Source organism: Lampropedia puyangensis, assembly GCF_004833285.1.
Lineage (GTDB): Bacteria > Pseudomonadota > Gammaproteobacteria > Burkholderiales > Burkholderiaceae_C > Lampropedia > Lampropedia puyangensis.
This window is the reverse complement of the sequence record NZ_STFG01000012.1, coordinates 47068-70577: the sequence shown is the minus strand read 5'-3', so window position 1 is coordinate 70577 and position 23510 is coordinate 47068. Positions and strand designations below refer to the sequence as shown.

23 protein-coding genes are annotated in these 23510 nt (G+C 54.9%); 16 read left to right on the top strand and 7 right to left on the bottom strand.

Features of this window, described 5'->3' with window-relative positions:
• Nucleotides 1–4 precede the first annotated feature (4 nt).
• Entirely contained in the window at nt 5–1399 is a 1395-nt protein-coding gene (rimO, locus tag E9531_RS11465; RefSeq protein ID WP_136573902.1) for a 30S ribosomal protein S12 methylthiotransferase RimO, read from the bottom strand.
• A 244-nt stretch (nt 1400–1643) separates the two neighbouring features.
• On the opposite strand from rimO, the gene E9531_RS11460 reads away from it, so the two are divergent.
• Together E9531_RS11460 and E9531_RS11455 are read left to right on the top strand one after the other, a co-directional pair.
• A complete protein-coding gene (locus E9531_RS11460; RefSeq protein WP_136573901.1) occupies nt 1644–3059 on the top strand; it encodes an NAD(P)/FAD-dependent oxidoreductase in 1416 nt (471 codons plus the stop codon).
• Nucleotides 3056–3727: an ABC transporter ATP-binding protein gene (locus E9531_RS11455; RefSeq protein WP_136573900.1), complete on the top strand. Its 672-nt coding sequence runs from the start codon at nt 3056–3058 to the stop codon at nt 3725–3727. The genes E9531_RS11460 and E9531_RS11455 overlap by 4 nt, the downstream gene beginning before the upstream one ends.
• A 28-nt stretch (nt 3728–3755) precedes the next feature.
• Here the strand turns inward: E9531_RS11455 and E9531_RS11450 are convergent, their stop codons facing one another.
• The 3 genes from E9531_RS11450 to E9531_RS11440 form a co-directional block, all read right to left on the bottom strand.
• Nucleotides 3756–4130 (bottom strand): arsenate reductase, encoded by a 375-nt coding sequence (locus tag E9531_RS11450; RefSeq protein WP_136573899.1) that lies wholly within the window; start codon nt 4128–4130, stop codon nt 3756–3758.
• A 54-nt stretch (nt 4131–4184) separates the two neighbouring features.
• Nucleotides 4185–4541, bottom strand: coding sequence for a GyrI-like domain-containing protein (locus E9531_RS11445; protein WP_158291771.1), 357 nt, complete (start codon nt 4539–4541; stop codon nt 4185–4187).
• A 182-nt stretch (nt 4542–4723) separates the two neighbouring features.
• Nucleotides 4724–5944 carry a UDP-N-acetylmuramate dehydrogenase gene (locus E9531_RS11440; RefSeq protein WP_136573897.1) on the bottom strand — a complete coding sequence of 407 codons (1221 nt, stop codon included), beginning with the start codon at nt 5942–5944 and terminating at the stop codon, nt 4724–4726.
• A gap of 139 nt (nt 5945–6083) precedes the next feature.
• Between E9531_RS11440 and E9531_RS11435 the strand changes: the two genes are divergently transcribed.
• From E9531_RS11435 to E9531_RS11425, 3 genes are read left to right on the top strand one after another with little or no spacing between them, the layout of a single operon-like run.
• Nucleotides 6084–6569, top strand: coding sequence for a YajQ family cyclic di-GMP-binding protein (locus tag E9531_RS11435; protein ID WP_136573896.1), 486 nt, complete (start codon nt 6084–6086; stop codon nt 6567–6569).
• An 18-nt stretch (nt 6570–6587) separates the two neighbouring features.
• Nucleotides 6588–7271: a retropepsin-like aspartic protease family protein gene (locus tag E9531_RS11430; RefSeq protein ID WP_136573895.1), complete on the top strand. Its 684-nt coding sequence runs from the start codon at nt 6588–6590 to the stop codon at nt 7269–7271.
• Nucleotides 7272–7330: 59 nt separating this feature from the next.
• Nucleotides 7331–8347: an HD-GYP domain-containing protein gene (locus E9531_RS11425; protein WP_136573894.1), complete on the top strand. Its 1017-nt coding sequence runs from the start codon at nt 7331–7333 to the stop codon at nt 8345–8347.
• Nucleotides 8348–8437: 90 nt separating this feature from the next.
• Here E9531_RS11425 and plsY read toward each other — a convergent pair whose 3' ends face one another.
• The gene (gene plsY / locus E9531_RS11420) at nt 8438–9115 is read right to left on the bottom strand and encodes a glycerol-3-phosphate 1-O-acyltransferase PlsY (protein WP_136573893.1); all 678 of its coding nucleotides are present in this window, start codon (nt 9113–9115) and stop codon (nt 8438–8440) included.
• 194 nt (nt 9116–9309) lie between these two features.
• Between plsY and glmU the strand changes: the two genes are divergently transcribed.
• Nucleotides 9310–10770: a bifunctional UDP-N-acetylglucosamine diphosphorylase/glucosamine-1-phosphate N-acetyltransferase GlmU gene (gene glmU, locus E9531_RS11415; RefSeq protein WP_136573892.1), complete on the top strand. Its 1461-nt coding sequence runs from the start codon at nt 9310–9312 to the stop codon at nt 10768–10770.
• 29 nt (nt 10771–10799) lie between these two features.
• Here glmU and E9531_RS11410 read toward each other — a convergent pair whose 3' ends face one another.
• Nucleotides 10800–12200 (bottom strand): hypothetical protein, encoded by a 1401-nt coding sequence (locus E9531_RS11410; RefSeq protein ID WP_136573891.1) that lies wholly within the window; start codon nt 12198–12200, stop codon nt 10800–10802.
• Between the two features lie 218 nt (nt 12201–12418).
• On the opposite strand from E9531_RS11410, the gene E9531_RS11405 reads away from it, so the two are divergent.
• The 4 genes from E9531_RS11405 to E9531_RS11390 all read left to right on the top strand — a co-directional run bounded on the left by E9531_RS11405 (nt 12419) and on the right by E9531_RS11390 (nt 16580).
• The gene (locus E9531_RS11405; protein WP_136573890.1) at nt 12419–13621 is read left to right on the top strand and encodes an aspartate aminotransferase family protein; all 1203 of its coding nucleotides are present in this window, start codon (nt 12419–12421) and stop codon (nt 13619–13621) included.
• Between the two features lie 71 nt (nt 13622–13692).
• Nucleotides 13693–14628 (top strand): ornithine carbamoyltransferase, encoded by a 936-nt coding sequence (gene argF, locus E9531_RS11400; protein ID WP_136573889.1) that lies wholly within the window; start codon nt 13693–13695, stop codon nt 14626–14628.
• A gap of 369 nt (nt 14629–14997) precedes the next feature.
• Nucleotides 14998–15243 carry a hypothetical protein gene (locus E9531_RS11395; protein ID WP_136573888.1) on the top strand — a complete coding sequence of 82 codons (246 nt, stop codon included), beginning with the start codon at nt 14998–15000 and terminating at the stop codon, nt 15241–15243.
• The gene (locus E9531_RS11390) at nt 15240–16580 is read left to right on the top strand and encodes an MFS transporter (RefSeq protein ID WP_136573887.1); all 1341 of its coding nucleotides are present in this window, start codon (nt 15240–15242) and stop codon (nt 16578–16580) included. The genes E9531_RS11395 and E9531_RS11390 overlap by 4 nt, the downstream gene beginning before the upstream one ends.
• 104 nt (nt 16581–16684) lie before the next feature.
• On the opposite strand, the gene asd is transcribed toward E9531_RS11390, so the two are convergent.
• A complete protein-coding gene (gene asd, locus E9531_RS11385; protein ID WP_136573886.1) occupies nt 16685–17812 on the bottom strand; it encodes an aspartate-semialdehyde dehydrogenase in 1128 nt (375 codons plus the stop codon).
• Nucleotides 17813–18288: 476 nt separating this feature from the next.
• On the opposite strand from asd, the gene rpsF reads away from it, so the two are divergent.
• The 6 genes from rpsF (at nt 18289) to E9531_RS11355 (ending at nt 23482) form a co-directional block, all read left to right on the top strand.
• Entirely contained in the window at nt 18289–18666 is a 378-nt protein-coding gene (rpsF, locus tag E9531_RS11380) for a 30S ribosomal protein S6 (protein ID WP_136573885.1), read from the top strand.
• A 100-nt stretch (nt 18667–18766) separates the two neighbouring features.
• Nucleotides 18767–19048, top strand: coding sequence for a 30S ribosomal protein S18 (rpsR, locus tag E9531_RS11375; RefSeq protein ID WP_095538797.1), 282 nt, complete (start codon nt 18767–18769; stop codon nt 19046–19048).
• A gap of 14 nt (nt 19049–19062) precedes the next feature.
• Nucleotides 19063–19515: a 50S ribosomal protein L9 gene (gene rplI, locus E9531_RS11370; RefSeq protein ID WP_136573884.1), complete on the top strand. Its 453-nt coding sequence runs from the start codon at nt 19063–19065 to the stop codon at nt 19513–19515.
• 345 nt (nt 19516–19860) lie between these two features.
• The gene (dnaB, locus tag E9531_RS11365) at nt 19861–21282 is read left to right on the top strand and encodes a replicative DNA helicase (protein WP_136573883.1); all 1422 of its coding nucleotides are present in this window, start codon (nt 19861–19863) and stop codon (nt 21280–21282) included.
• 213 nt (nt 21283–21495) lie between these two features.
• Nucleotides 21496–22197: an HAD family hydrolase gene (locus tag E9531_RS11360; RefSeq protein WP_136573882.1), complete on the top strand. Its 702-nt coding sequence runs from the start codon at nt 21496–21498 to the stop codon at nt 22195–22197.
• Nucleotides 22198–22360: 163 nt separating this feature from the next.
• Nucleotides 22361–23482: a S49 family peptidase gene (locus E9531_RS11355; protein ID WP_136573881.1), complete on the top strand. Its 1122-nt coding sequence runs from the start codon at nt 22361–22363 to the stop codon at nt 23480–23482.
• The last annotated feature ends 28 nt before the right edge of the window (nt 23483–23510 follow it).

The following is a 23510-nucleotide window of genomic DNA, read 5'->3' as shown; positions in this document are numbered from 1 at the left end:
TCGATCAAATCGGCTGTGCAATCAAATCATGCCCTTGCGCTTGCACAATTTGTGCACGGGTGAATTCACCCACCTTCAAGGTCTTGCTCGCTTTTTGCGGTGGCAACAAATGAACCACGCCATCAATCTCTGGTGCATCGGCATAGCTGCGGCCACGACCACCTTTGCGGCCCAGGGCGGGCGCATGGTCAATCAGCACTTGCATGGTCGCACCTACGCGGCGTTGGAGTTTTTCGATCGAAACGCGTTCGGCCACTTCCATGAAGCGGGCTTGGCGTTCTTGGCGCAAGGCCATTGGCAGCATACCGTCGAGCTGGTTCGCGACAGCGCCATTGACATCGCTATAGGCAAAGCAACCTGCACGGTCAATTTGCGCCTCTTGCACAAAATCCAACAGGTGCTGGAATTCTTCTTCGGTCTCTCCGGGAAAACCTGCAATAAACGTGCTGCGAACAATCAGTTCAGGGCATGTGGCTCGCCACTGTTGAATACGCTCTAAATTGCGCTCACCACTAGCAGGGCGTTTCATGCGCTTGAGCACATCAGGATGGCTGTGCTGGAATGGCACATCCAAATAGGGCAAGACCAACCCTTGCGCCATCAACTCAACCACGGCATCCACGCTAGGGTATGGATAAACATAGTGCAAGCGTACCCACGCACCGTACTCGCGCGCCAAGGCGCCGAGTTCTTGCACCATTTCATACAAACGACTTTTAACAGGTCTGCCATCCCAAAAACCGGTGCGGTATTTCACATCCACGCCGTAGGCAGAAGTGTCTTGACTGATCACTAATAGCTCTTTGACGCCACCAGCAAACAAAGCACGCGCTTCTTTGAGCACATCGCCAATGGGACGAGACACCAAATCACCCCGCATAGACGGAATGATGCAAAACGTACAACGGTGGTTGCAGCCTTCACTGATCTTCAAATACGCATAGTGTTTAGGGGTGAGCTTGAGCCCTGCCTCACCAAATCCACCGGGCACTAAATCAAGGAAAGGATCGTGTGGCTTGGGCAAATGGGTGTGCACCGCATCCATCACTTCTTGCGTGGCATGCGGCCCCGTCACAGCCAGCACACTGGGGTGCACCTGTTGCACCAAGTTGCTGCCATCTTCTGCGGCCCGGGCACCAAGACACCCGGTCACAATGACTTTACCGTTCTCAGCCAAGGCCTCACTGATGGTGTCCAAGCTCTCCTTGACTGCATCATCAATAAAGCCGCAGGTGTTGACGATGACCAGATCGGCCCCATCGAAGGTTTTCGACGTTTGATAGCCTTCGGCACTCAATTGGGTGAGGATCAATTCGGAATCGGTCAATGCCTTGGGACAGCCAAGGCTAACGAACCCTACTTTAGGGGTGCTTTTGTTCGTGGAAGTAGTCGTGGGCATAGTGTTTTGCGCGCTCAATAACCCGCTATTGTCGCTGTTTCGTCCCTCCAGAGCACTGATGACAATGCGAATCCCTTTGGCATGGCAAAGAAACCACAGTCAATAAAACGTCATTTCCACTCAGTATTTACCCTAACAATCACGCAAACTGCAGCGACAATAGCGCTGCAATCTGGCACAAGAATACATTGGCTGTGCGCCCTCACTCTTGCGCCTACTCCTCAGAAATATAGACAAGCCTGTTATGACGACCCCTGTTCCCCGCCAAGTCATTGTGGTTGGTGCCGGTTTTGGTGGCCTGGAAGCCACCCGCGCCTTGTGCAAAATTCCGTATGTTCAAATTACCTTGATTGACAAGGCCAACCACCATCTGTTTCAGCCCTTGCTTTACCAAGTGGCCACGGCTGGTTTGGCTGCGCCCTCCATTGCAGCGCCAGTGCGCACCATCATGCACGATCGGCCGCAAGTGACTACGCTGCAAGCTGAGGTGGCCGAGTTTGACGCTGCGCAAAAGCAAGTGCTACTGACCAACGGTGAGCGCTTGCACTACGACTGGTTGATTGTGGCGGCAGGGGCCACGCACAGTTATTTTGGCAACGACCATTGGGCGCCTTATGCGATTGGCCTCAAAACATTGCGCGATGCGTTTGATATTCGCCGCAAAGTGGTCGAGGCCTTTGAGAGAGCCGAATTGAGCAACGACCCAGTTGAACGCCAAGCCTTGCTGACCTTTGCCATCATTGGTGCGGGTCCTACCGGTGTTGAAATGGCCGGGACCATTGCTGAAATTGCGCGCCACACGCTCAAAGGCGAGTTTCGTCGCATCAACCCAGCCGATGCGCGAACCTTTTTGATCGAAGGAGGTTCTCGCGTGCTGCAAACCATGCCGGAACGCTTGAGCCAGCGCGCCAAAGAACAACTCGAAAAATTGGGGGTCAAAGTGCTGCTCAACGCGCGCGTGACCCATATTGACGCAGAAGGCCTGCGCTACAGCACCCCTGTTGGCGACACACAAGAGGAAACGGCCATGCCCAGTTCATGCATTATCTGGGCCGCAGGTGTTGCTGCATCGCCCTTGGGTAAACAGCTGGCCCATGCCACTGGCGCAGAAACAGACCGCGCAGGTCGCATCATCGTTACCCCAGAATTGACGGTGGACGCCAGTCATTCGATTTTTGCCATTGGTGATCTGGCCGCAGCAAAAAGCCACGATCCAGGGACAGAACCCACCCCTGTCCCGGGCGTATCGCCGGCAGCCAAACAAATGGGCCGACTGGCTGCAGCCAACATCCAGCGCCAAATTCAAGGCGAGGCGATGCAGGCCTTCCGGTACAAGAATTACGGTAACCTCGCCACCATTGGTCGCAATGCTGCGGTGGTGGATCTGCCGCTACCAGGTGGGCGCCACTTGCGCTTCTCGGGCTTACTGGCTTGGCAGTTCTGGCTATTCGCCCACGTGTACTTTTTGATTGGTTTTCGCAATCGCCTCGTAGTTTTGATGGACTGGGCCAGTGCATATTGGACCTACCGCCGTTATGCACGCGTTGTCGCATCCGTAGCGGCAACGCCGCAACCATCAGAACAAAACATGGCTCCCCCTCCTGCTGGCGCATCCGCAAGCGCCCCCCAAAACGATACGCCAAAAACGCCTAGCGCATGACAACGCCCCAAGTCCGAAACACAGCCTCACTCACGATAGAGACTTTGCACTATCCTGCTGGCGACAGTGCAGCTTTGCTACGACTGACCAACTGGAACATGGCACCAGGCGTACATGGCGTGCATGGTGAATCGGGCAGTGGCAAAACCATGTTGCTGAACCTTTTGGCTGGCAAGCCTCCTGCCTCAAGCGCGTTTGCTTCTATTGCTTTACAAGACGTGGCTTGGGGCAGCAAAGCTTGGCCTGCACAAGTATTTTGTGAAGATCCGAACGACACACGCTGGGACGCCATGAGTGGCCACGATGTATTGGCCTATTTGCTGCAGCCTGCAAAAGACGAAGATGGAAGGGCATGGAGCCCACATCGCCGCAGCCAAGACTTCCTGCTCAACGGGCTGGGACTGCATGCACACTTGCACAAAACCATGTACATGCTCTCGACTGGCACACGCCGCAAAGTGTTTCTGTTGGCGGCATTGCTATCGCCACGCCCATTGGTGCTGTTGGATGAACCCACAGCAGCCCTGGATCAGCGTTCCATCCAAACTCTTTGGTACGCCTTGGCTGTACGCAACCGCGCGGCTCACCAAATCACGCTGGTGGCCACCGCAGCCGCCCAAGCGAGCTGGCCTACACAACCCTGGCGTGGCCACTGGCAATTGCCTTGAAAAGGCCGCAGCACATTGCGGCCTAAAGTCAGCCCTCGGCCAACCAAACCTGCCATTGCTCAGGCACGAACCCAACTGTCCAGCGTGGTGTTTGCCCACCCCACTGCACCACAGGTCGCTTGATACTGCTGGTATGCGCCAGCATCAAAGCCTGCGCCCCATTGGCCGTGGCTGCCATGGCTTGCTCGCTGTCGCTGAATTGACGCCAAGTAGTGCCTTTGCGATTTAACAGCACCTCCACGCCAAGGGCTTGTGCCCATTCAGCCATAGTGGCAGTTTCAAGGCCTTGCTTCTTGAAATCGTGAAATTGCACCTCTATCCCATGGTCTGCAAACCACTGACGGCTTTTTTTCACGGTATCGCAATTGGGAATGCCATATAGGCGAACAGTATGCTTGGTCATAACATGATCGTAACGCGAGACGATGTAGGGTAACCGCGCAGAGTCTCGCGCGTCTTATTTCTCTTTAACAGCGATGTAAATGGCCACAGAATCAGTGCCGCTATACGCTTCAAAATCGGTCGTAAACGCCCGCTGATGGGGCACATCACCTTGAAAATAAGCCCACACCCGCCCCCAAGTTTGTACCACTGTCTGAGGCATCGGCCCTTGGCCAGTGAACACCAAATAAGGCCCTGCAGCCACCTGCACAGAAGCCATGGAAGGATCGGGCGCATGGACTGCAACACCTGCAACCACACTGTAGAGCCCCAGTTCATTGCTGGCGTAGTCGTGGTAGAGGCCAAAACCCGTGCGTCTGGCGTCTTTTTGGGGGTATGTACCCCCATTCCGCCAGTGAAAAACTGCCCCCACAGTGCTGGCAATTTGGCCGTTAGCGGATTGAACTCCGCCGCATTTTGTGTTCGCACTTGAGCACCGGCGACCCAAAAGGCATCAATGTGCTGAATCTCAGGTGAATGAACTTGCTGCATAGAATCGGCCTTACCCTGACAAAACAAAGAGAGAACGTGCGCAATGCACCAATCAACGATCCATTAGACCACGACCGGCTCTGGCTCCAGCCGGATGCCATACCGCTCATACACACTGGTTTGAATGGCCTTGGCCAAGGTCATGACTTCGCCCCCCGTGGCACTGCTATCTCCTTTGCCTAGGTTCACCAGTACTAAGGCCTGCTTGGGGTACACACCCGCATGCCCAACCGATTTACCCTTCCAGCCGCACGCATCAATCATCCAGCCCGCAGCCAGCTTCACACTGCCATCGGGCATGGGGTAATGCACGATACGGGGCTCGCGCGCAATAATGTCATTGCATTGCTCTGCGGTAACCGTCGGGTTTTTGAAAAAACTCCCCACATTGCCAATTTCTTGCGGATCAGGCAATTTGTCACGCCGCACCTGGACGACCCAATCAAAAATCTGCTGTGCATTGGGTGAGTGCACTCCGGTCTGCGCCATGCAGCGCTCCAAATCATGGTAGTCCAACACCGGCGTCCATTGCTTGGGCAACCAAAGCCGTACGTGCGTAATCACAGCGCGCCCGGCCAAGCCCATTCCTTGGGCAATTGCTTGCGGTCGCGCTAGGCTCTGGGCATTCAGCGCACTACCGAAAAAAAGGTCTGATGCCGATAGACGTTGCAAGCCTGCACCCTCAGCAATAGAAGAACCGCTCAGGCCTGCCACACGTGGAGCACCTGCTGGCACATGCTTGAAAATCGAATCTCGGTACCTAAAAGCACACTGCGCTCCATCGAGATTGAAGCGCTGCCCTGTCCACAGGTCCACCGCATCCAAAGAATGGAAGCGGTCTTTGAGCTCAACGCCGTAAGCACCGATATTTTGGACCGGCGCCGCGCCCACCGTTCCCGGGATCAAGGCCATGTTTTCCAAGCCTGGCATGTGGTGCTCCACCGTCCATTGCACTAAATCGTGCCAACGTTCGCCAGCTCCAGCTTCAATCAACCAGCCATGCTCGTTCTCTTCAACGATGCGCTTGCCCATGATTTCCATTTTCAGCACAGGGCGCCGCACGTCGCCAGTGAGCACCATGTTGCTGCCACCGCCAAGCACTAGCGCATCCCACTCGGGCGCCACCCTTTTACTGGGAGGCAATTCTGCAGCACGTTGCTCTAAAGACAGCCGCGCAAACGCCTGCGCGTCCTCCACCGAACGGATACGAACCAGCCCCAAAGCCTTGGCCGCGATACCAAAGGTGTTAAAGGACTTCAGAGAGACATTTTTTTCAACTAACATCGGGTGTATTGTCCCACTGCTGCTGCAAGGTGATTTTGATCAATGCGCAATTACACCTAATTACAGCCAAGGGCCTAATGCCCACGCGCTGGCATCAGCGCTCGCACCAGTGGATAGTTTGTTTGAATGTGGAATTGGTATGCCTTCTTTTGATACTGTACTCGAGGCCGATTTGGTCGAAGTTCGCAACGCGGTGGACAACACCAGCAAAGAAATCACAACCCGCTTTGACTTCAAGGGCACTTCTGCAGCCATTGAACTCAAGGAAAAGGAAATTACGTTGTTTGGCGATGCCGACTTTCAACTGCAGCAAGTAGAGGATATTCTTCGCAATAAACTCACGAAACGCAATGTAGATGTGCGTTTTCTGGACATCGACAAAGCCCAGAAAATAGGGGGCGACAAAGTCAAACAGATCGTGCGCGTGCGCAACGGGATTGACGCGACACTGGCCAAACAAATTCAAAAGCACATCAAAGACAGTAAATTGAAAGTGCAAGCCTCCATCCAGGGTGATAGCGTTCGGGTATCCGGCGCCAAACGAGACGACTTGCAAGCGGCCATGGCGCTGATTCGCAAAGAAGTGACAGAAATGCCCCTGTCTTTCAATAACTTCCGCGACTAAGCTTTCAGGAATACAGCGATGAACGCCTCAACCCACCAGCCATACGGAAGACTGTGGTTTCATTCATGGCTTGTGCCATTGGGGCTGTGCGGCGTATTGGCTTCTAGCCTTCCTAGCGCGGCATCCGCACAGGATTTGCGTTTGGTTGGCACAGTGGGCACCAACCGTGCCATTGTTGTACTCGGTGATGGCAAATCACGCACGCTCACCGTCGGCCAGCCGCGCGACGGTATCACCCTGCTGAGCATTGACCGTAATACAGCTACTTTCGCAACCCAAGGTGAAAAGCTCACACTGACCGTGGGACAAACACCCACACGCCTGAGTAGCCATGCAGCGCAAACCTTGAAATTACCTGCGCAACCTGGTGGGCACTATTACGCAAATGGTCAAATCAATGGCCAAAACGTACAGTTTCTCGTCGATACCGGAGCCTCGACCGTATCACTTGATGCCCAGTTGGCAGCACGGCTAGGAATCGACTTTCAAAAAGGCCGCTCCATCACCGTCAATACTGCCAACGGCCAAACCCAAGGCTGGCTCATCACACTGCCCAATCTACGCGTAGGAGAGTTACAACAACACAATGTCAGCGCCACCATCGTGCAACAACCCATGCCTTTTGCCTTGTTGGGCAACTCATTTCTGAACCATTACCGTATGACACGCGACGCCACATCCATGGTGCTGGAGCCGCGATAGAGCCCGTGCTTTACTCTCTCTGTAGCGCCTCCCATTTCTAGCATTGAAAGTGATTGCCTATGCTATCGAACACAGCCCCCTCAGATTCCGGCGCATTGAACGAACAAGGGTATGAACGCCTTGTCTCAGCTTGGAGCGATCTCGAATCGTCACTCCAGACAGCACTGCACTATCCACAGCAAGTCAACGGTTTCGAGCAAAAAATCATCGATATTCGCCGCTGGCTCAATGACTTGATTGCACAAGACAGCGACACTGCGCTGTACCTGATGTTCCAAGTAGCAGCTACCTCCACAGCCGGCTACAGCACCTCCCATGCGCTGGTGTGCGCCACCTTGTGCCAATTGGTTGGTCAAGCCCTGAACCTGTCTGACTTTGAACGCAAGACGCTGGTGCATAGCGCGCTGACGATGAACGTCGGTATGACGGAGCAACAAGATCGGCTGGCCATTCAAGCGGAACGCCCCTCACTTGCGCAAGAAGAAATCATCAAAAACCATGCAACCTTAGGCACCCAATTACTCAACCAATGGGGCATTAAAGACCCCGTCTGGCTGCAAGTAGTGCTTGAGCACCACCACCCCCCTGTTGAGACGCTCCCTCTAGCCTCACTGAGCGTGCCGCAGCGGTTAACGCGTATTCTGTCGTCCATTGACCGCTACGCGGCCATGATCAGCCCGCGCAAATCACGGCCAGGGCGTACTGTGGCAGATTCTTTGCGCGCCATCATGGGACAACGCTTCGATCCCCGTGATGAAGTAGGCAAAGCCTTGGCCACGATGGCCGGCCTGTATCCACCAGGAACCCTAGTCAAACTTGACACCCAGGAAATGGCTATCGTGCTCAGACGCTCCGCAGAAATCAACCATCCTATCGTGGCAGGCGTGATTGATGCACAAGGCCAAGCCTACGACAAGCCCCCGGTGTACCTTACCTCCAGTGGAAAACCCAAAATCCTCAGCAGCCTGCCTTGGTCTGCGCTGGGCACTAGCCTTAGTCACCGGACACTGGTCAGCCTGGGCCTGTTCACCGCTCGCCAGGGAATGCGGCAACACTCCGCCACCAGTAGAGGCTGAACCTACAAAAGCGCGACGCCCTTGCGCCGCAGCAACAAAGACGTTGACATAACCACACAAAGTCATGGCAGCGTCTTTTTTTAGACATCTTTAACGAGCCTTCTTCTTTCGGGTAGGTTTGGACTGCTGCTCAACCATGGACTTCTTGGATGCGCCAACTCGCGGCTCAGTGCCAGCAAGAATGCGGCTTATATTGGCTGCATGGCGGTAAACCAGAATCACAACCATCAGAACCAACGCAAACAACACGGTGCGGTTGTAATCCCAAAGTGGCCCACCGCCGAGCAAGTACACCAAAGGTAAAATCAGGGCTGCCACAATCGAAGACAGCGATGACATCTTGGAAATGGCAAGCACCAGTGCCCACACAGCCAACGTCGCCAGCGCCAGCCAGCCACTCAAGCCCAGCAGCACTCCAATGGCAGTAGCCACCCCTTTGCCGCCTTTAAAACCCAAGAATACAGGCCACACATGGCCAGCAAACGCAGCCAATCCTACCAAGGCCTGCGCCCCTTCCCACAGTCCATAGGGGGCCCCGAACCAGCCTACCAATGCCACCGGCAACCAACCTTTGGCAGCATCAAGCAATAAGGTCAATCCGGCAGCCACCTTGCTGCCTGAGCGCAGTACGTTGGTCGCGCCGGGGTTCCCACTGCCAAAGGTTCGCGGGTCTTTTAACCGCATAGCACGGCTGACCACTACAGCAAATGGGATTGAACCCAACACATACGCGCCCAACGCAGCCAATGCCAAATATGTCCAATTCATGTCAAATCTCTTTTTATCTTAGGTTGCAGCAACCACTGCCCAGTGCGCATTATCCACGCCCCGTAAGCCGCAAAGAACCGTAATAACGAGGCCATCCCGTCTCACCGCCCGAATAGCAGCAGTCCATAGCCGCGATAATGGCTGTTTATTTTGTCTTGCGTTTGGATCTCCACCAAAGCAAGCGCTGGATGACTATGAACGCACCTCTCGCTCCTTCTCACCCACTCACTGTCGTTGTACTTGCCGCAGGCAAGGGAACGCGAATGAAAAGTCAAACCCCAAAGGTATTGCAGCCACTGGGTGGCCGTGCCATGCTCGCACATGTCTTGCAGGCATGCGGCACATTAAAGCCACGCCACTTGATCGCTGTCACCGGACATGGTGCAACAGATGTCAATGCATACATTGATCGCCACCGCCAAGTGCTGCTGAACACAGCACAGTGCACTACCGTGTTGCAGGAACCACAAAATGGCACAGGGCATGCGGTTCAGTTGACTTCAACCGCACTTGACGACGAGGCCATCGTACTCATTACATTAGGGGATGTTCCGCTGGTTCAGCCTGCATCACTGCAAGCCGTGGTGGCGCTATGCAATAACGAGCGGGTAGCCCTGCTCACGGTGGCGCTGCAAGACCCGACCGGCTACGGACGAATCGTACGCAACGCGACCGGGCACGTACAAGCGATTGTCGAGCACAAAGATGCCAACGAAGAGCAACGCGCCATCCGCGAAATCAACAGCGGCATCATGGCCTTCCCCGCCCGACTGTTGAAACCCTGGTTGGCCAAGTTAACCAACAACAATGCACAACAAGAGTACTATCTGACCGACGTGATTGGAATGGCCGTCGCTGATGGCGTGGAGGTGCAAACCCATTGCCTGCCAGCCACTCAGGCTTGGGAAGTGGCAGGCATCAACAGCCCTGCGCAACTCGCACACACCGAGCGCCAATACCAGCAACTGCAAGCCCAACAACTCATGGAACAAGGCGTGCGCCTGGCCGATCCAGCCCGGTTTGACCTGCGTGCAGCCCCTGGCAGTGCTTTAGCAGGCCATTTGGAATGCGCAAACGATGTTGAGATTGATGTAGGCTGTATTTTCAGTGGCCAAGTACACATTGGTGCTGGCTCACACATTGGCGCCTATTGCCACATCAGCCAAGCCAGCATTGGCCATCACTGCCTGATCGCCGCTTACACACACATTGATGGTGAAACTGCGGGCGTCACCGTGGGCGATGACGCCCGCATTGGCCCCTTTGCCCGCTTGCGGCCAGGTGCAACATTAGCCAACGACGTGCATATCGGGAATTTTGTAGAGGTCAAGAACTCCACGCTTGCCAATGGCGCCAAGGCCAACCATTTGGCCTATTTGGGCGATGCCAGCGTGGGAGAACGCGTGAACTATGGCGCAGGAGCCATCACCGCCAACTACGACGGCGCCAACAAACACAAAACAGTGATTGAGGCAGATGTCCATGTGGGCAGCAACAGCGTACTGGTTGCGCCAGTCACAGTGGGTGCTGGCGGCACCATTGGGGCGGGCTCAACCATTTCCAAAGATACCCCAGCCAACAGCCTCACCGTCACCCGTGCCAAGGCCATCACCGTGCAAGGCTGGAGCCGTCCGATCAAAAAGCAAACCCGCTAATCAGCCATAGCCACCTGCCCATGCACTCATTACTTCGATGCCGTTTTCCGAACGACATCGAGCGTGGCGCTTTTGGATTGCCGCTGCAGCAAGCCTGCCGCCATCAAGCCACTCAAGCATGCCTGACACTGCACCCACGATGCGCCAGTGGCACTGGCCACTTCATTGAGCATGAGCGGCTTGCTGGCCAACAGAGACGCCACCCGCACGCGCAACGGATCTTCCTGCAGCCACTGCTCGGTAGGCCAGCCTTTGAGCTTGTAGCGCGCCATGGAATCGACTTTGACACCTGCGTCCTTCCAATCCGCAACGGCCCGCACAAGACGTTGGTAGCGGCGCGCTGCATCCGTGTCATGCGCGCGAGGCACCGAAACCTCTGCGGAGGCTAAATTCTGAGCAGTTAGCACTTCCGTAGAGGATGCTACCGACTCTGCGCCTTGTAGCACCGGCCTTTCAGACTCCAACGCACGGGTCACCGGCTCTGATGGGGAATCCTCTGACAAGGGATCTGATGGCTGAGAATCACTCACCACATCGGTCAATACCAAAACCGCCGGGGCAAACGCCGTACTGGCCTCCACGGACTCTTCCATCGCCTCCCATTCCTGCTGCACAGAAATAGGCGCAGTGGCTTCAACAGGTTCAAACTCCTCTTCAATAGCTTGCGGAGCTTCTACACGCTCTGTCAAATCAGCCGTAGCAAATAAAGCTTCTTGGGAAAACACCTCTTGCAAGCTATCGTCGTCCACCGCAATGGCTGGGCTCAATGCAGAGGATTCACCCAATTCAGGCAAATTCCCCATATCTGTTTGCAAACCCAAGGCTTCAGGCAAGCGCCCCATTAAAGTGGTGCGTAGATCGTCTTCTTGCACCGGAGGACGCTGGTGCGCCAAAGCGGCGCCCTCACCCGCACGCGCCGGTGGCTCGGATTGATCGCGTTGCGCCACAACTGCAGCAGGACTGCGCGCCACAAACTCTGGCGCAGCGCCAACATGTTTTTCAGAAATGACGCGAACCAAAGGCGTCAAGGCATGAACACAGGCCAACAAGACCTCAGGGGCCGCACGCGTCAGCGGCGCCAAAGCATTCAAGCACACTGACAAGACATCTGTGCGCAAAGGCCGCGGGATCACTACCGCCTGTGGCATCGAAGACCTGACAGACGCCTGCACGGCCCCAGTGGGGTCATGCTCGGCAATTAATAGAACGGGGCAACCAATTTTGCTGAGCTGTGCCACCCGCTGGGGCACCAACATGCTCCCAATATCTGTTGCAATGGCAGAAAAAGGCCCTTTGCGCACCATTTCTATACGCATAGGCATCGCGACTTGAGACGACTCCACCCATAGCCGCAGCTCCTCCACATCTTCTGCGGGAAGCGCAAAGTACCCCAGCCGAAACGTCGGAGGGGCAGACACACGATCACCCATCAGCGATCTCCCTAACGACAGACATACATCTCGTCAGTTTACATTTTTTTGTCACTTGGAATGGCTATTTTTGCATTCTCATGTTCCATAGCGACAAAAAAATACAGTTCGGCTTCTCCAGTGCCAATCAACTGCGTAATGGACCCATTACGTCACTCAACCGACAAATGGCTCGCATAGAATGTACGTTTTGTCGCAAAGCCAGAAGGAGCTACGCTATGAGCCACGATGCCCCCGTTGCATCCCCCCATGTCATGAACACCTACGGTCGAGTCACCATTGCATTGGAGCGAGGCCAAGGCGTACGCGTATGGGATACCAACGGCCGAGAGTATCTGGATGGCTTGAGTGGCATTGCCGTCAACACTTTGGGGCACAACCACCCCAAACTGGTCCCTGCCTTGCAAGACCAAGTAGCTAAGCTGATTCACACCTCCAATTACTACCACGTCCCTGGTCAAGAACAGCTAGCCAAAAAATTAGTTGAACTCTCGGGCATGACCAATGTGTTCTTCTGCAACTCTGGCCTTGAAGCCAACGAAGCAGCGCTCAAGCTCGCCCGCAAGCTGGGCAACGACCGCGGCTACAAAAATCCCAAAGTAGTGGTGTGCGAACAAGCCTTCCACGGCCGCTCTATTGCAACCCTGTCTGCCACGGCCAATCCGAAAATTCATGCGGGTTTTCTCCCCTTAGTTGAAGGCTTCATCCGTGTACCACTGAACGATTTCGACGCACTTGAGCGCATCGTCGAGGGTGAAGAGGAAATCACAGCGGTATTTTTTGAAGTCATTCAAGGCGAAGGCGGCATCCACCCTGCACGCATGGAGTACCTCAAGCAAGTTCGCGCGCTATGCGATGCGCGCAATTGGCTGATGATGGTTGACGAAGTGCAATGCGGCATGGGGCGTACAGGAAAATGGTTTGCGCACCAATGGGCTGATATCAAGCCCGATGTCATGGCGCTAGCCAAAGGTTTGGCCTCAGGCGTTCCCATTGGCGCTGTGGTAGCAGGCCCCAAAGCAGCCCATATTTTTCAACCGGGCAACCACGGCACGACATTTGGCGGCAACCCGTTGGCTATGCGCGCCGCCGTAGAAACCATCCGCATCATTGAAGAAGACCAACTCCTGGACAATGCCACACGCGTTGGCGCGCACCTTCACAAGCGCCTGCGCGAAAGTTTTGGCTCATTGCCTGGCTTTGTGGAAATCCGCGGCGAAGGTTTGATGATCGGCATAGAGCTCAACCGCCCATGCGCAGCCTTGATTCAACAGGCTGCAGATGAAGGCCTGTTGATCAGCGTCACCGCCGACCGCGTCGTCCGACTGCTGCCCGCCTTGATCATGAACGAAGCAGAAGCCGATGAGCTGGTTGATCGCTTGCTGCCTGTCGTCCAAAAATTCCTCGATCAACCGCAGTAATCTGGCTTGGCATGCCCTTGGCTGAAAATCCTCAGTCGGGGGCCCAATGCCTTGCGACCAAAGAACTTGCCATGAGTACCATCAAACATTACCTGCAATTCAACGACTTTTCAGCCGACGAATACGCCTACCTGCTAGCGCGTGCGGCCAAGTTGAAGCAGATGTTCAAAAAATACGAAAACCACAAAACTCTGACTGACCACACGCTGGCCATGATTTTTGAAAAGGCCAGTACGCGTACGCGCGTGAGTTTTGAAGCAGGCATGTACCAATTAGGTGGCTCAGTTGTCCACCTGACTACCAACGACAGCCAGTTAGGACGCTCTGAACCCATTGAGGACAGTGCACGCGTGATCAGTCGCATGGTCGATTTGGTGATGATCCGCACCTACGAACAAACAAAAATCGAAAAATTTGCAGAGTTCTCGCGTGTACCCGTCATCAACGGGCTGACCAACGAATTCCATCCCTGCCAAATTCTGGCCGACATTTTTACTTTCATTGAGCATCGTGGCCCAATCCAAGGAAAAACTGTCGCTTGGATCGGAGATGGCAACAACATGGCCAATACTTGGCTGCAAGCCGCGCAACTGCTGGATTTCAAACTCCACATCAGCGCCCCAACAGGGTATGAGCTAGATGAAAAATTAGCGCTTGGTGCCAAAGCCGATCCAGCCCACTTCCAAACTTTTGAGAGTCCGCAAGAAGCTTGCGTAGGCGCACACCTGGTCACCACCGATGTCTGGACCTCTATGGGCTATGAGGAAGAAAACGCCAAACGCATGAAAGCCTTTGCCAACTGGAAGGTCGACAGCGCGATGATGGCCCAGGCCCAGTCGGATGCCTTGTTCATGCACTGCCTGCCCGCCCACCGTGGTGAAGAAGTCGACGCCGATGTGATCGACGGCGCGCAATCGGTGGTCTGGGACGAAGCAGAAAACCGCATGCATGTGCAAAAAGCGCTGATGGAATACTTGTTGGTGGGCAAGCAAAGCAATATTCACTGATTCAGCCGCACACTTCTACCTCCTCTAAAAAAGCCTTTGCGCATGTGCCGCAAAGGCTTTTTTTTATGGGCGGCACTGCAGCGCCCGGCGCAGCAGCGAACATCCACTTCAGCGGTCTGCCACACAAATCCGCAATTACCCTATAATGGTTGTCCCTATGAAGATCGTTACCTCCCTGATTTCGATTAGCACCCTACCGGCTTTCGGGCTTGGTAGGTCCTCGTCGTATGCTCGCTGTTGAAAAACACCCAGCCAGTTGATTCGCCGATCTGCCCCAAAAAGCCCGCCAGCCTCACCGCTAGCGGGCTTTTTGCATGGGGTTTTGATGACACGCTCCTCTCCCTTTAGACGCACAGCACTGCTTTTGCCATGTTCTCCCCGACCTCCTGGATCCAGCGCAAGCTCCGGCACCACCCCTGCCGCTCGTTTGCACTGATTGGCCGCCCGCTTGCCACCGCAAGCCTGCGCGCCAAAGCCAGTCTCACGGCGCGGCTATACCCGCGCACGGTCGCCGCTTGGCCAGCAGCCCCACTGGCGTCACGCCCCGTCACCGTCGCACAAAGGGCCCGTCATGCATGCCATCGCACCACGCCCATTTGCAAGGACTCACCATGAGCAATCCCCCTTCGGCAGCCGCTGCCGCACCACGTTCACTCGGACGTGAAGAATACAAAACCCTCTCCCTCTCCGCCCTGGGCGGCACGCTGGAGTTTTACGACTTCGTCGTGTTCGTCTTTTTCTCGGTCGCACTCGGCCACCTATTCTTTCCGCCCTCGATGCCGGACTGGATGGTGCAGCTGCAAACCCTGGGCATTTTTGCCGCCGGTTATCTGGCCCGCCCGGTCGGCGGCATTGTGATTGCGCACTTTGGCGACAAGCTGGGTCGCAAGCGCATGTTCTCGCTGTCGATTTTTCTGATGTCCGCGCCCACGCTGATCATTGGCCTCTTGCCCACCTACGAAAGCATTGGCATTGCCGCGCCACTGCTGCTGCTGGCGATGCGCGTACTGCAAGGCGCTGCGATTGGCGGTGAAATGCCAGGCGCCTGGGTGTTTGTGGCCGAGCACGTGCCAGCCAAAAACTTTGGCTTTGGCATTGGCGTCTTGACCTCGGGCATTTGCGGCGGCATTTTGCTGGGCTCATTGGTGGCGATTGCCATCAACCACCAGTTCTCGACCGAAGAAATCCACGCTTGGGCCTGGCGTATTCCATTTATCTTGGGCGGTGTGTTTGGCCTGCTGTCGGTGTATTTGCGCCGCTTCTTGTCTGAAACGCCTGTCTTCAAAGAGCTGGAAGCAACCCGCGCCGTCGCCAAAGAATTGCCAGTCAAAACCGTGTTGCGCGAGCACCGCGCCGCTTGCCTGGTGACGGCTGTGATGACTTGGTCACTGTCCACCGCAGTCGTGGTGCTGATTTTGATGACGCCAGTGGTACTGCAAAAAGCCTACAAAATTCCAGCCACCACCGCCATGGAAGCCAACTGCATCGCCACCTTGATGCTGGTGATTGGCTGCGCGGTGTTTGGCTGGTTCTCTGACCGCTTTGGCACCGGCAAAGCCTTGATTGTCAGCTGGGGCGGCCTGGCGCTGAGCACCTACCATTTCTTCTCGACCCTGCCTAGCATCACCGATGGCCAATTGATGCTGAACTACGCCATCATGGGCTTTTTTGTTGGCGCGATTGCGACGATGCCGATTGTCGGCGTGCGCGCTTTCCCCCCAGTGATTCGCTTCTCTGGCCTGTCTTTCTCTTACAACGTCGCCTATGCGATTTTTGGTGGCCTGACACCGGTGCTGACGCAAATGTGGCTGCAGCAAGACCGCATGGCCGCCGCCCACTACGTCACCATCGTGAGCGTGCTGGCGATGTTGCTGGCCTTTGTTCCACTGGCCACCAAAGGCTGGACAGCGCTGAACAAAAACAACGCTGGCAGCAACGCCCAAGCCCATTAAGCAACCGTTCTGCTGCATTGAAAAAAGCCACAGGCCCCACAAATGGCCAGTGGCTTTTTTTCTTGGGGACAACGGCTGTTTGAGCCGTGGCTGCCACCCTAAGATTAATCAACCAGAATGCGCAGCATACGGCGCAGCGGCTCTGCAGCGCCCCACAGCAATTGGTCGCCAATGGTGAATGCACCAAGATAATCATCGCCCATTGCCAGTTTGCGGATACGGCCCACAGGGATGGTCAAAGTGCCGGTCGTGGCCACAGGGGTCAGATCACGGATGGTCGCTTCTTTGGTGTTGGGCACCACTTTGACCCACTGGTTGTCGGCGGCGATCATGCCTTCGATCTCATCCAGAGGCACGTTTTTCTTCAGCTTGAAAGTCAACGCCTGGCTGTGGCAGCGCATTGCGCCAATGCGCACGCAGTAGCCATCAACCGGAATCGCTGCCGTGCCAAAGCCTTCGCCCTGACCGAGGATTTTGTTGGTTTCGGCCATGCCTTTCCACTCTTCGCGGCTAACGCCATTGCCCAAATCGGAGTCGATCCAAGGAATCAAGGAGCCACCCAGCGGCACCAGGAAGTTAGCAGTTTCTTCCGCGCTCAAAGCGCGCTGCTTAGCCACGATCATGCGGTCGATTTCCAAAATCGCGCTTTTCGGGTCTTGCAACAAGCCGGCCACTTCCGCGTTCAAAGAGCCAAACTGGGTCAGCAACTCGCGCATGTGCTGCGCGCCGCCGCCGGAAGCGGCTTGGTAAGTCTGGGTGCTCATCCACTCGACCAGACCGGCTTTGTACAAAGCGCCCACGCCCATCAGCATGCAGCTGACAGTGCAGTTGCCGCCCACCCAGGTGTTGCCACCATTGGCCAGCGCATTTTTGATCACAGGCATATTGACCGGATCGAGGATGATCACCGAGTCCTTGTCCATGCGCAGTGAAGATGCAGCATCAATCCAGTGGCCAGTCCAGCCCGCAGCACGCAACTTAGGGTACACGGCCTTGGTGTAATCACCGCCTTGCGCCGTCACGATGATGTCGCATTTTTTCAATGCTTCAATATCGTATGCGTCTTGCAGCTTTGTTTCGTTCTTGGCCTGTGCAGGCGCTTGACCTCCTGCATTGGAGGTCGAAAAAAACACCGGCTCAATAACCTCGAGATCACCTTCAGCCTGCATGCGGTCAATCAGTACCGAGCCGACCATGCCGCGCCAACCGACCAGTCCTGTGAGTTTTGCCATGATGGGAAATGCCTTTACAAAAAAGTGTTGCAGAAAAAGGGCTTTTCTGCTCCGGCTCGTCTGGCCGGTTTTTTTGCGGGCAGGACGATCCGGAGCTGGTTAGCCCTTAATCGTCTTAATAGTGATGGTGATGCACATGCAGGCGCACGCCAACACACCAGCATCTGCTTTGTGGGCAGCGCCTGCGTGGATGGATAAGAAGTGCAGCATTGGCATAACGGGCGCAAGTATAGCTTTATTGCATCATGATCAACAAGCATCGGCTACATAAATAAATACAACACCCAAAGCATCTGCAACATCAGTGCAACACGCGCTACAAACCGCGAAAGCAGCCCTTGCCATTTCCACAACTGGTTGGCCATATGCATTGCAGTTGCACTGTAAATATACTTGCAGCTATAATGCGCGGTTTCCTTGCCACCACCGCTGTTTGACGCTGCGGGTGGCAGTTCATTCCATAAGGGAGTTCAACGATGCGTCACTACGAAATCATTTTGCTGATCCACCCCGATCAAAGCGAACAAGTGCCAGCGATGCTGGAGCGTTACAAGGGCATGATCGTCGAAGGCGGCGGCAAAATCCACCGTGAAGAAGACTGGGGCCGCCGTCAATTGGCATACCCAATCAACAAACTGGTTAAGGCCCACTACCTGAGCCTGAACATTGAAGCCAGTCAAGCCGTGATGGACGAACTTGATCACGCTTTCCGCTTCAACGATGCAGTTCTGCGCCAGTTGACTGTGCAGAAGAAAAAGGCTGAGACAGCACCTTCTTCCATGATGAAGACAGTCGAGCGTGAAGAAGCACGCAAAACTGCCCAGGCCGCTGAACAAGCTGCCCAGAAGGACTGATCCATTTGTCTTGAGGTTCCTCACCCCATTGAATTGGGCCTGCGCCCGTATGGTGTGACCCGCCTCATTCTTGCATTCACGATTTCATCAGGAGCCAATCATGGCCGGACCAAAACGTTTCAACAAAGACCGTCGCCCAAAGCGCAACAACCAAAACTTGCTGTTCCGCCGCAAGCGTTTCTGCCGCTTCACAGTGGCTGGCGTGGAAGAGATCGACTACAAAGATGTCGATACACTGCGTGACTTCATCGCCGAAAACGGCAAAATCATCCCCGCTCGCTTGACCGGGACCCGCGCCATTTACCAGCGCCAACTCAACACCGCCATTAAGCGCGCTCGCTTCTTGGCTTTGCTGCCGTACACCGACCAGCACAAAATCTGATAGGGGACGTCACCATGCAAATTATTCTTCTGGAAAAAGTTGTCAATCTGGGCAACCTCGGTGAGATCGTCACAGTCAAAGACGGTTACGCTCGCAACTTCTTGATCCCGACAGGTCGTGCACGTCGCGCCACTGAAGCTGCTAAGGCCGAATTCGAAGCACGCCGTGCCGAACTGGAAAAAGCAGCTGCTGAAAAACTGGCTGCAGCACAAGCTTTGGGCGAGAAGCTCAATGGTCAAACTGTGCGTTTGAGCCAAAAAGCAGGTGTGGACGGCCGTTTGTTCGGCTCCGTGACCAACCACGACATCGCTGCCGAGCTGGTAAAGCAAGGTTACGAAGTGCACAAGTCACAAGTTCGTCTGCCTAACGGCCCTATCAAGCTGGTTGGCGATAATACCGTGATCGTAGCTCTGCACACCGATGTGGATGCTGAAATCACTGTGGCTGTTTACGGCGAAACTGCTTAAGTCAGCGCAAAAACCAAGTCCAAAGACTTGGTGCATCAACAAAAACCGCCTCATGCAGGCGGTTTTTGTTTTGGTGCACATGAGCACTCCATGTGAAATGCCAAACATTGCATGCAGCCTAGCGAGCAAACAGGCCTGCAAATGCGCTAACAGGAAGTTGCAATACCGCATAAAAATACGGCCTTTTTATACAGACTTATGCAAGCGTTATCCACAACTTATCCAACGGGTTATGCCATGACAAACCCGGCTTGGCGCGTAAGATAACGCCCATTAGTCGCAGAGGCTGCAGCACGCCACGGCGCACCCTATAAATACACTGAGAAGTTGACGAAAGACACTGCCATGAGCGTTGATGTGATTGCGATATCAGGTTCGCGCGGACAAGAAATCAAAAACGATCCGCAAGTCGCTGATTTACGCCTGCCACCCCAATCGGTTGAATCTGAACAAAGCGTACTAGGGGGCTTGCTGCTGGATAACCAAGTGTGGGAGCGGGTGTCAGATTTACTAAAGAAATCTGATTTTTATCGCGCCGAACACCAAGAAATTTTTGCCGCTATCGCATCCCTGCTCGAAAGTGACCGTCCTGCGGACGTCGTTACCGTGTTTGAGCATTTGCGCGGCATGGGTAAAGCAGAGGAAGTCGGCGGCATTCCCTACCTGAACATGTTGGCGCAGTATGTACCCAGCGCAGCCAACATCCGCCGTTATGCCGAAATCATTCGTGAACGTGGCATTCTGCGCAAACTGATCGCTGCCAGCGACGAAATCGCCTCCAATGCCTTCAGCCCACGCGGCCGCGAAGTCACCAGCATTCTGGACGAAGCTGAAGCCAAAATTTTTGGTATCGCCGAAGAGAGCTCGCGCATGAAGCAGGGCTTTCAATCCATGGAAAGTCTGGTGGTCAACCTGCTCGATCAGGTTGAGGAAATGGCTCAAACTACCAGCGATATCACTGGCGTACCCACAGGTTTTTCTGACTTGGACCGCATGACATCGGGGCTGCAAAAAGGCGATTTGATCGTACTGGCTGCTCGCCCTTCAATGGGGAAAACTGCCTTTGCGATCAACATCGCAGAGCACGTCGCACTCAATGAGAGTTTGCCTGTAGCCATCTTCTCAATGGAAATGGGCGCGGCTCAATTGGCCGTGCGTATCGTCGGCTCCATCGGCCGCATTAACCAAGGGCGCCTGCGCACCGGTAAGCTCAATGACGACGAATGGCCACGCCTGACAGAAGCCGTGGAGCGGCTGCGCACAGTCTCTTTACACATTGACGAAACACCAGGCCTGACCCCAACCGAATTGCGCGCCAACGCACGCCGCCTTGCGCGCCAATACGGCCAACTCGGGTTGATCGTGGTCGATTACTTGCAGTTGATGAGCGGATCAGGCAATTCCTCTGAAGACAACCGTGCCACTGAATTGGGCGAAATCTCGCGCGGCTTGAAAATGCTGGCCAAAGAATTGCAATGCCCTGTCATTGCGCTGTCGCAGTTGAACCGTTCAGTAGAGCAGCGTACCGATAAACGCCCCATGATGAGTGACTTGCGCGAGTCTGGCGCCATTGAGCAGGATGCGGACGTGATCATGTTCATCTACCGTGACGACTACTACCTCAAAGAGGCCAGTAAAGCACCCAACCAAGCGGAAATCATCATCGGCAAGCAGCGTAACGGCCCAACAGGAACGGTACATCTGTACTTCCAGAAAAATCAGACCCGCTTCGAAAATTTGGCCATGGGCGACGAACCAGCATACTAAGAGCGGCTAACACAACCCAGCAAACCGAAGGTTTGCGGTTGAGACTAGGCGCAAAACCGCAGGCAGCACAAGTAGTACGACAAGGTTTTGCTTTCGACGTATCAAGGGTTGTGTTAGTCGCTCTAAGCCGGGGCATGCGCGCGGCATGCCACACGCTCTGCCGCACGCCCCCCCGACCTTTCACATATAGCCAGCCCAAACTCTTCTCACACCATGAATCCAAACACCAGTTCCCCCCGCGCTTTCGACATGCTGGCGTTTGATTGGGATGGCACTTTATTTGACTCAACCGCCATCATCGCCCGCAGCATTCAAGATGCCGTGCGGGACGTTGGAGGAACACCCCCAACCGATGAGGCCGCGCGCTGGGTCATCGGCCTTGAACTCAATGCCGCATTGGCCAAAGCTGCACCAGACGTCCTCCCTGCCGCGTACCCAGAGCTGGCACGTCGCTACCGTTACCACTACATCCAACGGCAAGACGACATTGCACTGTTCACCGGTGCCCTGCCGATGCTGCATCAACTCAAGGAGGCAGGCTTTATCTTGACCGTGGCCACAGGAAAAAGCCGCCGTGGCCTCAATGACGTTCTAGCCAGCCATGACTTGCATGGTTTGTTTGACGACTCCCGCACGGCAGATGAAACCGCAGGCAAACCCAATCCTCTGATGCTGCAAGAGATGATGGACGTCTGGAGCATTCCACCAGAGCGGCTGCTGATGATCGGCGACACCAGCCACGACTTGCAAATGGCCATCAACGCAGGCTGCCCCAGCATTGCAGTGACTTACGGGGCCCATGCAGCGCAAGGGCTAGAGCAATACCAACCACTGACTATCGCCCAAAGCATTGCGCAATTGGCTTCCTGGTTTCAGACACACGCGTTTGCTGGGCAACGTAAAAAATACCTCTGAAAGATTCAGCGCAATGCATGTATGCCCCCCCCAAATTTGCACCAGCTGCGAACGGACAAGACAGGGGCCAGCCCGTTAGTCCCCATTCACAGACACAAACACGAAGGGCTGGTGTTCCGCACACTCGCCTCTCCCACTCCATTGACTGTTAGGAGAATTCAAGATGCAAGGCCACAATGACGAGCCCTCTCCCCAAAACCAAACACCGCACACGCAGCAGCCTCCCCATACACCCGAAAACGTGTGGGCAGAAAGGCCAGGCGCACAACAGCGCAACCGTGCTGACGTCAACCTTGAGGAAACGCTAACGAACAAAAAACGCCAAAGCAAATCCGAGGGCGACTGGGAGCGTTCAGTATTGGAAAAATTGGCCTTTGCCAGCCTCAAAGAACAGCGCCGCGCCCGGCGCTGGAAGCTTTTTTTCACCATGCTGTTTTTTGTCTATATTGGCTTCATCACATGGACAGTACTCAAAAACAGCAGCCTAAATACACCAACAGCGGCAGAGCATACCGCCGTGGTCAACATCAAAGGCGCCATTGCCGATGACAGCGAAGCCAGTGCTCGCTACGTCTTGCGCTCCTTACGCGAAGCATTTGAAGCCAGTAATGCCAAAGCCGTTGTCCTGAACATCAACTCCCCGGGCGGCAGCCCCGTACAGGCAGGCATCATTCATGATGAAATCATCCGCCTCAAAGGCCTGCATAAAAAACCTGTACATGCTGTGATTGGGGAGTTGGGCGCATCTGCAGCCTATTACATAGCCGTTGCCGCTGATGACATTTACGTCGACAAGGCCAGCATGGTCGGCAGCATTGGCGTATTAATGAACGGCTTCGGCTTCACAGGTACGATGGAAAAGCTTGGCGTTGAACGCCGACTGCTTTCTGCAGGTGATCACAAAGGCTTTTTAGATCCATTCAGCCCTCAGAACCCTGCTGATGTCAACCATGCCAAACGCATGCTGGCCCAGATCCACAATCAATTCATTGAAGTGGTTCGTCAAGGTCGCGGCGAGCGACTCAAAGAAACACCGACGATGTTTTCCGGCCTGGTATGGACCGGAGAAGAAGCGGTGCAATTGGGCTTGGCAGACCAACTTGGTTCGCTCTACTCTGTGGCACGTGACGTGGTCAAGGCCGACACACTGGTGGACTACACCTACAAACGCGGCTTGGCAGATTCGATTGCCAATCGCCTAGGCGCCTCGTTTGGCGCCAGTGCCAGCTCAGCGGCTATCGATACCATTGCACAAGACAGCAAACACATATGGTCTTACGACTGAGTCAATAAAAGCAGGTATAAAAAAAACG